Source organism: Candidatus Thermoplasmatota archaeon, assembly GCA_035541015.1.
Lineage (GTDB): Archaea > Thermoplasmatota > SW-10-69-26 > JACQPN01 > JAIVGT01 > DATLFM01.
Genome location: DATLFM010000036.1, coordinates 20,008 through 27,894, shown reverse-complemented (window position 1 = coordinate 27,894; position 7,887 = coordinate 20,008). Strand labels below are relative to the sequence as shown.

Here is a 7,887-nt window from a genome sequence, read left to right as displayed (position 1 = left end):
ATCCAGGGCTTCATCAAGAAGCTCATCCTCGCCAAGACGGACGTATCGAAGGTGAAGGACGAGCTGCTGGACCCGTCCTTCGACTGGAAGGGCTTCACGAAGGACCTGAAGGCGGAATGAAGGGCGTCAGGCGCCCACGAGCACCTTGCCGCCCTCGACCTTGACCGCGTACTTCCGGACGCCGGCGTCCGGGTTGTGCTCGGTCGCGCCGGTCCGCACGTCGTACCGCCAGCCGTGCCCGTTGCAGGTGACGAAACCGTCGTCCTCGAAGACGGATTCCCCAAGCGACCGCCCGGAGTGCGCGCAGCGGTCGTCGATGGCGTGGAACTGCCCGCCGAGATGGAACAGCGCGATCCGCCGGCCGTTCACCGTGACGACCTTTCCGGTGTTGGGGGCTACGTCGGACACCGAGCAGACCTCCGCGAAGGCGACGGGCGCGGCGGGCGAAGGGAGAGGCGGCGATGGGGCCGAAGGTGGGGCCGCTTCGGGCGGCCCTGGGGTCACGGCGGTGGCCGCGCGGGACGAGGGGCTGGGCTTCGTCAGTCCCTTGGCCACGTGTGGGCTTCCTTCGCGCCAGCCGCGAGGCTGGGCCGTCTCCTCGAGGTAGGCAAAGTAGCGGTCCTTGGGAAGCCACTCGGCCTGGCCGTCTCCGATCTTGATCCAGCGAAGGAACTTGCCGGTCTTCCGGTCGACGTACTGGAACGCGACCTTGCCGCAGCAGACGAACTTGACGCTCGGATAGCCGAAGGCGGCCGGCGTGCCGCCCACCTCGAAGGCGGGCTTCTCTGCGCGGCAATACGGGCAGTCCTCGCGCGACGCAGCGCGCTTGCCAAAGAGCCGGCCTAGCAGTCCCACGGAGAGCCTCCTGGGCCGGGCATCCTTGCCAAGCCTACTTGAACCTGTCGCCCGCCGCGTACGAGGTCGGATCCGGGACGTCCGCCTTGGCAAACGCGGCTTGACGGTCCCGGCATCCTCCGCATCGGCCGCAGTGCACCGGCCCGTCGACGATGCAGGTCCACGTGCGTCCCAGCGGCACGTCCCAGGCGACCCCCTGCCGCACGACTTCGTGCTTGCGCATCGCTTGCAGCGGTTGGACGATGGAGGCGGGCGTGCGCGCGCCGACGAGCGTGGACTCCGCGGCCAGCGCGGACAAGGATGCAAAGAATCTTGACGAAACGTCGGGGAACGTCTCCGCGTCCTCGGCCGTGTGGCCGCCCACGACCCAACCCGCCTCCTGCGATTCGGCAACGTGGAGGGCAAGCGAGTAGTAGACGAGGTTGCGCGCCGGGACGTAGCCTTCGGGAGCCGCAACCGGCGGCGATTTCGAGACGAAGGCGTCCGTCACGAATCCGACCGGCAACCGGATCGATCGTACCTCGGGCGCCCATGCAAGCAGCCCGTCCACCGCGCGGCGCTCGCCTCGCGGGCGACGCGGCGGCTCGAACGTGAGGGCAAGGACCGCGCGATCCTGCCGGCGCGCCCACGCCAAGGCGACCGCGCTGTCGAGCCCGCCGGACAGAAGGACGATCGCTCGCGCCGGAGGAACGGCCATGGAGAACGCCAAACGTCGCGAGCGCATGAACGCTTCGGTCGCCCGGAGACGCGGATCGACGCGGCATCGGCGACGCCAGGCGCGTCCCAGAAGACGCAAGTTCGAGCGGCGCCACGGAACCGTGGTGAAACCACCATGGCACAGGAACAAAGCGGCCGAGGCGGATCGCGGCCCGTCGAGAGCGAGAGCGACCGGCGACTGCAGGACAATCTCGATCCCGAGAGGCGAAGCGAGATCGGCCGCAAGGGCGGCGAGATGGTGAGCCAAGACCGCGAGCACATGGCCGAGATCGGCAAGAAGGGCGGCGAGGCCGTGAGCCAGGACCGCGAGCACATGGCCGAAATCGGAAAGAAGGGCGGAGAGACGAGCGGCGGCAACCGCCGGAACGAGTGAAAACGGCAAGGCGCCCGCGGGGTGTACGGCCCCGCGGGCCTTGCGTTCGGTTCCCGGCGACGGCCAACGTCAACCGGAAGCGCGCCGCGCACGTTGAGATGTACGCGCTCGTGGCACCGGCGAAAGAATCAAAAACCCTCGAACCATCTCGTGTTTGGTGCCAATGGTCGCTCCGCGAAAATACCAACATACATTCGGTCGTTCGGCTCAAACCAAGATTCTCGACGCCGTCTGGAACCACCGCAAGGCCGGCGTCAACATCCGGGAGCTCAGCAAGCTCGTGGGCCAGAGCTACTTCTACACGGTGGCGCTCCTCGAGAAGCTCGAGAAGCGCGGCCTCATCACGCGGGAGGCCCGTGGCAACCAGTCGATCATTCGCCCCAACCTGAAGAGCGGAGTCATCCGCGCGATGGAGAGCATCCGTTAGCGAAGGACTAGGCGTAGCCTTGGTGCCCTCGCTCCGCAAGGGCGCGCGCGGTCCTCTCCTGCTGCTCGCGCTCCTGCCGCATGCGGTGCGCCAGGGCGGCCGCGCGCTTGGAGAGCTCCTCGGGCGCAAGCGGGATGCGAGGGACGAGCGGGTCCACGCAGCGCAGGAGTTCGACTGCGGCCTCCGCGTCGCCCTGTTTTTGGGAAACCCGCGCAAACAGCGCCACCGCCGGCAGCGACTCCCGGTTGGCGCGGACGAGAAGGGCGGCCGAGAATCCGCTGAGCACCGCCTCCTGCACGAGCGTGGCCGAAAGCCGGCTTGCCGCGTCGGCGCCCGCGCGGTTGGCGACGGCCGCAAGGCCTTCGGCGGGCGCTCCCTGCTCCTCGGCTGGGAAACCATCCAGGCTGACGAGGAGCTTGGCGCCCCGCTCCTTGGCCCACTCCGCAAGGTAGGCCGCCAGCGGAACGAGCTGGGTGGGCGGAAGCGCGACGTCCCCGTTGACGACGACCAGCCGGTCGCATTGTCCGTCCGGGCCGCAGACCTCGTCCGCCATCCACGCCTGGTAGGGGCTCGTCACGATGCCGCGGCGAACGACGCCCACGGGCGGCAAGGCCTCGCTCTGGAATCCGCCGAGAAGCCGCATGGGTAGCTGCTCGGCGAGGAACCGAGCCGCAGTCGGGCCGACGTTGCCCACCGACGGCAGGCCCACGACCACGAGGGAGCCCGAGAGGTCGGCCGTCTCGAAAGGAACGAATTCCCACGTCACGTGCGCACCGCGCACGGGCAGCCGCGGGAGCCACCTAACCGCCGCCGCTTCAACCAGGGAACGAGTAGCTGCGGCCCGAGCTCCCGAGAGCGTCGGGCTCGTTCGCCGCCACCGCCCCTGAAAATCCTTTTGCGCGCGGGACGCTTCCGGCGCGCGTGAGAACGGTGGGCATCGTCGCCCGGCCCGACGGATGGGTCGCCGTTGCGCTTTGGCACGGAAGGCTCGACGGGGCGACGCGGCACGGAACGCTCGACGAGGCGCTCACCTGGGCCGGCGACGCGCAAGCCGCAGGCGTGGCCGCGCCGCCACGGGGGCCGCACTCGAAGCAAGCCCTCGTCGAGATCGAAGCCGCCGGCCATCGCGTGACGGTCGTGGACGCGGAACGCGCCTTTGCCGAACTCGCGCGCGCCGTGGGTCGCGCCGTCCCCACGCGCGCCCGCCGGTCGATCGACGGCCTCGTGGAACGGTTGGAGCTCCTGCACGCCGCGCGCCTGCGCCCCGAGCGCTCGGTGGGCGGCGTGGGGATCCTGCACCCGGACGATCTCGTGGACGCGACGGTCGTGGCTTGGATCGTCCGCCGGCCGCCCGGGAGCGGGAGCCCGCCGGAGCATAGCCACTTATGAGACGTGCGGCCTTTGGCGATGCGGCAGGCGAGGGACCTGGCGAGCTGGACCGCGACGCAATGGATGCGCAACGGGGGAGCGTTCCTGGCGCTTGCCGTGAGCTTGCTTGCCCTGGCGGGCTGGCTGGCCGGGGAGCGGGCCTTGGCCTCGCTTGGCTTCCCGGTGGCGACGAATCCGTTCACGGCTCTTGCGCTCATTGCTGCGGCAGCGACCGCTCTTGTCTGGACGATCGAAGGCGGCCCGCGCTCGTCCACGGCCCGATGGGTCGCCCTCGCAAGCGCGGCGTTCCTCCTCCTCGTGGGCATCGTCACCGTGGCCGGCTATCTGCTCGGCCAGAACCTCGGCCTGGACCAGCTCTTGTTCCGCGAGGACCTTGAGGGAAACCGGATTGCGCCCAACACGGGCCTTGCGATCCTGGCGCTGGGCGCCGGGATTGCGGGCGCGACCGGACGCGGCCGCGTGGTCGTTGCGTCCCAGCTCCTGGCCTCGGCCGCCGGTGCGGCGGCCTTCGTCTCGCTCACGGGGTATTTCTACGGCGTGGAGGGCTTCTACGGCGTCCCCGCGTTCATTCCCATGGCGCTTCCCACGGCCATCGGCGTGGGCGCAGCGGCCATGGCCGTCGCGTTGATGCGGGAGGGGGAAGGCCCCGTTTCGATCTTCCAGGCGCCCAGCCTCGGAGGCATGGTCGCACGGCGGGTCCTGCTCCCCGCGCTTGTGGTCCCCATCCTGCTTGGCGGCCTCCGCCTGGCCGGCGAGCGCGCCGGATTGTACCCGACGGCCGTGGGCGTCGCGCTCTTTGGCATCGCAAGCGCCGCGCTCCTGCTCATCCTCGTGGGGTGGACGGCTCGGCTTCTCCACCGGACGGATCTCGCCCGACGCCAGATCGAGGCCCGGCTGCGGCGCGCCAACGAGGAACTTGCCATCCGGAACCGCGAGCTCGACCAGTTCGCCTACGTGGCCTCCCACGACCTCCAGGAACCCCTTCGCATGGTCACGAGCTACTGCCAGCTGCTCCAGCGGCGCTACGCCGGAAAGCTCGACGCCGACGCGAACGAGTTCATCGGCTACGCCGTGGACGGGGCGACGCGAATGCAGGCGCTCATCCAGGACCTGCTGCGATACTCGCGCGCCGGCACGCGCGGCCTGGACGCCCGTCGCTTCCCCGCCGACCGCGCCCTCGACTCCGCCCTGCGCAACCTCGCCGCCGCCATCGACGAGGCGCAAGCACGCGTGACGCGCGAAGCCTTGCCCGAAATCACCGCCGACGAGACGCAGATCACGCAGATGTTCCAGAATCTCGTCGGCAACGCGATCAAGTTCCACGGCACGGAACCGCCGCGCGTTCACGTCTGGGCCACGCGCGAGCCCGGCGGAAACGCCTTCCACGTCCGGGACAACGGCATCGGCATCGAATCCCGACACGTCGAGCGGCTCTTCACGCTCTTCCAGCGGCTGCACAACCGCCACGACTACCCGGGAACGGGCATCGGCCTTGCGCTGTGCAAGCGCATCGCAGAGAGGCACGGGGGCCGGATCTGGCTTGCCTCCGAGGTCGGGCGGGGCACCACGTTCTCGTTCTTCCTGCCCGACGCGCCTCCCGAAGGAGCCAAGGGCCTCGACGCGAACCCTTAAGACGGGGCCCGCGCGTCCGTCGCCGATGCACGTGGAGGAACCGTCGATCCGCCCCGCCGAGATCCTGCTCGTCGAGGACAACCCGGGCGACGTGCGGCTCACGCGCGAAGCCTTGCGCGAGTCGAAGCTCATCAACCGCCTCTCCGTGGCGCAGGACGGCGAGGAGGCGATCGCGTTCCTCCGGCGCGAAGGCGCGTACGTCAAGGCCCCTCGCCCGGACCTCGTGCTGCTCGATCTCAACCTTCCCCGCAAGAACGGGCGCGAGGTGCTCGCCGAGATGAAGGCCGATCCGCAGCTTCGGAGGATTCCGGTCGTGATCCTCACGAGCTCGAAGTCGGAGGAAGACGTGGTGCGAAGCTACGACCTGCACGCCAATTGCTACGTGACAAAGCCGGTCTCGCTCGACCGCTTCGTTGATGTCGTCCGCAGCATCGAGGACTTCTGGCTCTCGATCGTGCGGCTTCCGTCCAAGGGATCGACGTGACGCAGGAAATCCTGCGGATCCTGCTCGTGGAAGACAACCCGGGCGACGCGCGCCTCGTCCGGGAAACCTTGCTGGCCGAAGCGCCCGAGATCGAGATCGTCTGGCACGACCGCCTCGAGCCGGCGCTTGCGGAGGCGGCCGCGGGAGCGGTCGACGCGGTGCTCCTCGACCTCATGCTGCCCGACAGCGTGGGCCTTGCCACGGTGACCCGCCTCTTGGCCGCCGCGCCCGAGCTCCCCGTCGTCGTGCTGACGGGCGCGGCCTCGGACGAGGCGCTGGCGGTCCGCGCCGTGCGCGCCGGCGCGCAGGATTTCGTCGGCAAGGACACGCTTGCCAGCGCGTCGCTGCTGCGACGACTCCGGTACGCGATCGAGCGCAAGCGCGCCGAGCACGCCTTGCTCGCGCGCCGGATGGCGGCCGCGCCGGCGCCCGCCGCGCAGACCTCCGAGGCCGTCCTGGGGGGCCGGTACCGCTTGGACCGCTCGCTGGGCGCGGGCACCTCGGGCGAGGCTTTCCTCGCGCAGGACGCGACGCTCTCCCGCTCCGTCGTCGTGAAGCTCTTGCACACGCAGCGCCTCGACCGCGCGGGCGCGTCGGACGACTTCCTCGCCGAGGCTCGCGTGGCCGCGAGCCTCTCCCACCCGAACCTCGTGTCCGTCTACGACTTCGGCTACCACGCCCAGCGTCCCTACTTCGTCATGGAGTACCTGCCCGGAGGGCCGCTTTCCGCGCGCCTGGCGCGCGAGGGCCCGTTGCGGGTCCCCGTCGCCGTCCGGCTCGCGTGCGACGTTCTCGCCGGCCTTTCCTACATGCACGAGCGCGGTGTCGTGCACCGCGACGTCAAACCCGCCAACGTCCTGCTGAGCGGAAACGATCCCGGCGCCGTGGCCAAGCTTGGAGATTTTGGTCTCTCCCGCTCGCCGTTTGCGACCTACGAGGGACTCGGCGCGCCGTTCTTCGTCGGAACCCCCGCCTACATGGCGCCGGAGCTTGCCGGCGGAGAGCCGGCGACCGTCGCAAGCGACGTTTACGCCGCCGCCGCCGTCCTGCACGAGATGCTCGGCGGCTCCCCGCCGCACGACCTGCGGGGGCTCTCGCCGCAGGAGGTCCGTCGCGCGCTCCAGCGCGAGCCGACGTGGAAGCTCCCCGCCGATGCGCCGGCGGCGCTGCGAAACGCGCTTGCGGACGCCTTGGCGACAAAACCCGCGGATCGTCCTGAAAGCGCGGCCGCGCTTCGGAAGGCGCTCCGAGCCTTGAAGGCTACTCCGGACGAAACACGAGCAAGGAGCGGCCCACGCCGATGACGTCCCCGGGCTGCAGAGCCGCCTCGCCGCCCAACGGGAGCCGCCGCCAGTTCAGGTAGGTCCCGTTGCGGGCCGTCCGAAGGTCGAGCAGCCGCCAGGCGCCGTTGCTCAGCAGCACCTCGGCGTTCTCGGTCGAAACGTAGGGATCGTACTGGAGACGGACGTGCGCCTCGGGCGCGCGACCGACGATCCATCCGCGCGGCGACCGCACGTCGGCGCGGCGCAGCGGAAACGCGCGGCCTTCCTCGACGCCGTGCACGAGGACGAGCTTGGGTCCCGGCTCCCATCGGACCTCCTCCTCGCCGGGCGCGGCGATCGTCGCGAAGGCGTCCACGACGCCGCGGCTCTGCAGGGCGCTCAGCTTCCGAAGCTCCTCCGTCACGGCGAAGATCCGCGACTGGTCCAAAAGGTACTCGACGTGCGCGCCCCGGTCCCGCCGCTCGACGCGCCGGGCGCGTACGATGCCCAATTCCACGAGGCGATCGAGGTGTCCCTGCACGGCCTGCCGCGAGATGGGGCGCTCCGGCGATCCGCCGGCGCGCCCGCGGCCGGGGGCGAGGTGGATCTCCTCCAGCGTGCGCGGCTCGCGGAGTAGGCTCAGAAGCTCCAACCGGTTGGCGTACGCCAGCACCTTGAGATATCCTTCCAGTGCGTCCACGTCAATGTCCTGCCGTTTCGCCACGACCAAGCATGCGGCTCACGCGAG

The 7,887-nt window shown here is 70.1% G+C and carries 9 protein-coding genes and 1 pseudogene; 6 read left to right on the top strand and 4 right to left on the bottom strand.

What is annotated here, in order from left to right:
* Nucleotides 1-126 precede the first annotated feature (126 nt).
* Both VM681_03405 and VM681_03400 read right to left on the bottom strand, forming a co-directional pair.
* Nucleotides 127-855 (bottom strand): Rieske (2Fe-2S) protein, encoded by a 729-nt coding sequence (locus VM681_03405; protein ID HVL87043.1) that lies wholly within the window; start codon nucleotides 853-855, stop codon nucleotides 127-129.
* A gap of 34 nt (nucleotides 856-889) precedes the next feature.
* Nucleotides 890-1,552, bottom strand: a complete 663-nt coding sequence (locus VM681_03400) for a 7-cyano-7-deazaguanine synthase (protein HVL87042.1) — start codon at nucleotides 1,550-1,552, stop codon at nucleotides 890-892.
* Nucleotides 1,553-1,687: 135 nt separating this feature from the next.
* On the opposite strand from VM681_03400, the gene VM681_03395 reads away from it, so the two are divergent.
* Both VM681_03395 and VM681_03390 read left to right on the top strand, forming a co-directional pair.
* The gene (locus tag VM681_03395; protein HVL87041.1) at nucleotides 1,688-1,945 is read left to right on the top strand and encodes a KGG domain-containing protein; all 258 of its coding nucleotides are present in this window, start codon (nucleotides 1,688-1,690) and stop codon (nucleotides 1,943-1,945) included.
* Between the two features lie 163 nt (nucleotides 1,946-2,108).
* The gene (locus VM681_03390) at nucleotides 2,109-2,372 is read left to right on the top strand and encodes a hypothetical protein (protein HVL87040.1); all 264 of its coding nucleotides are present in this window, start codon (nucleotides 2,109-2,111) and stop codon (nucleotides 2,370-2,372) included.
* A 7-nt stretch (nucleotides 2,373-2,379) separates the two neighbouring features.
* Here the strand turns inward: VM681_03390 and VM681_03385 are convergent, their stop codons facing one another.
* Complete coding sequence (locus tag VM681_03385; protein ID HVL87039.1) at nucleotides 2,380-3,138, bottom strand: PAC2 family protein; 759 nt, start codon at nucleotides 3,136-3,138, stop codon at nucleotides 2,380-2,382.
* A gap of 155 nt (nucleotides 3,139-3,293) precedes the next feature.
* Here VM681_03385 and VM681_03380 point away from each other — a divergent pair, with 155 nt between their 5' ends.
* From VM681_03380 to VM681_03365, 4 genes and pseudogenes are all read left to right on the top strand, one after another.
* Entirely contained in the window at nucleotides 3,294-3,761 is a 468-nt protein-coding gene (locus VM681_03380; GenBank protein HVL87038.1) for a hypothetical protein, read from the top strand.
* Nucleotides 3,762-4,625: 864 nt separating this feature from the next.
* A pseudogene (locus VM681_03375) lies at nucleotides 4,626-5,393 on the top strand (ATP-binding protein).
* Between the two features lie 25 nt (nucleotides 5,394-5,418).
* Entirely contained in the window at nucleotides 5,419-5,877 is a 459-nt protein-coding gene (locus VM681_03370) for a response regulator (protein HVL87037.1), read from the top strand.
* A complete protein-coding gene (locus VM681_03365; GenBank protein HVL87036.1) occupies nucleotides 5,874-7,181 on the top strand; it encodes a protein kinase in 1,308 nt (435 codons plus the stop codon). The genes VM681_03370 and VM681_03365 overlap by 4 nt, the downstream gene beginning before the upstream one ends.
* On the opposite strand, the gene VM681_03360 is transcribed toward VM681_03365, so the two are convergent.
* Entirely contained in the window at nucleotides 7,138-7,863 is a 726-nt protein-coding gene (locus VM681_03360; GenBank protein ID HVL87035.1) for an FHA domain-containing protein, read from the bottom strand. The genes VM681_03365 and VM681_03360 overlap by 44 nt on opposite strands.
* Nucleotides 7,864-7,887: the final 24 nt, after the last annotated feature.

What these genes read in the sequence shown, in the direction of transcription:
- VM681_03400 (HVL87042.1), bottom strand. Translation starts at nt 1,552, where the DNA reads ATGGCCGTTCCTCCGGCGCGAGCGATCGTCCTTCTGTCCGGCGGGCTC.
- VM681_03395 (HVL87041.1), top strand. Translation starts at nt 1,688, where the DNA reads ATGGCACAGGAACAAAGCGGCCGAGGCGGATCGCGGCCCGTCGAGAGC.
- VM681_03390 (HVL87040.1), top strand. Translation starts at nt 2,109, where the DNA reads ATGGTCGCTCCGCGAAAATACCAACATACATTCGGTCGTTCGGCTCAA.
- VM681_03370 (HVL87037.1), top strand. Translation starts at nt 5,419, where the DNA reads ATGCACGTGGAGGAACCGTCGATCCGCCCCGCCGAGATCCTGCTCGTC.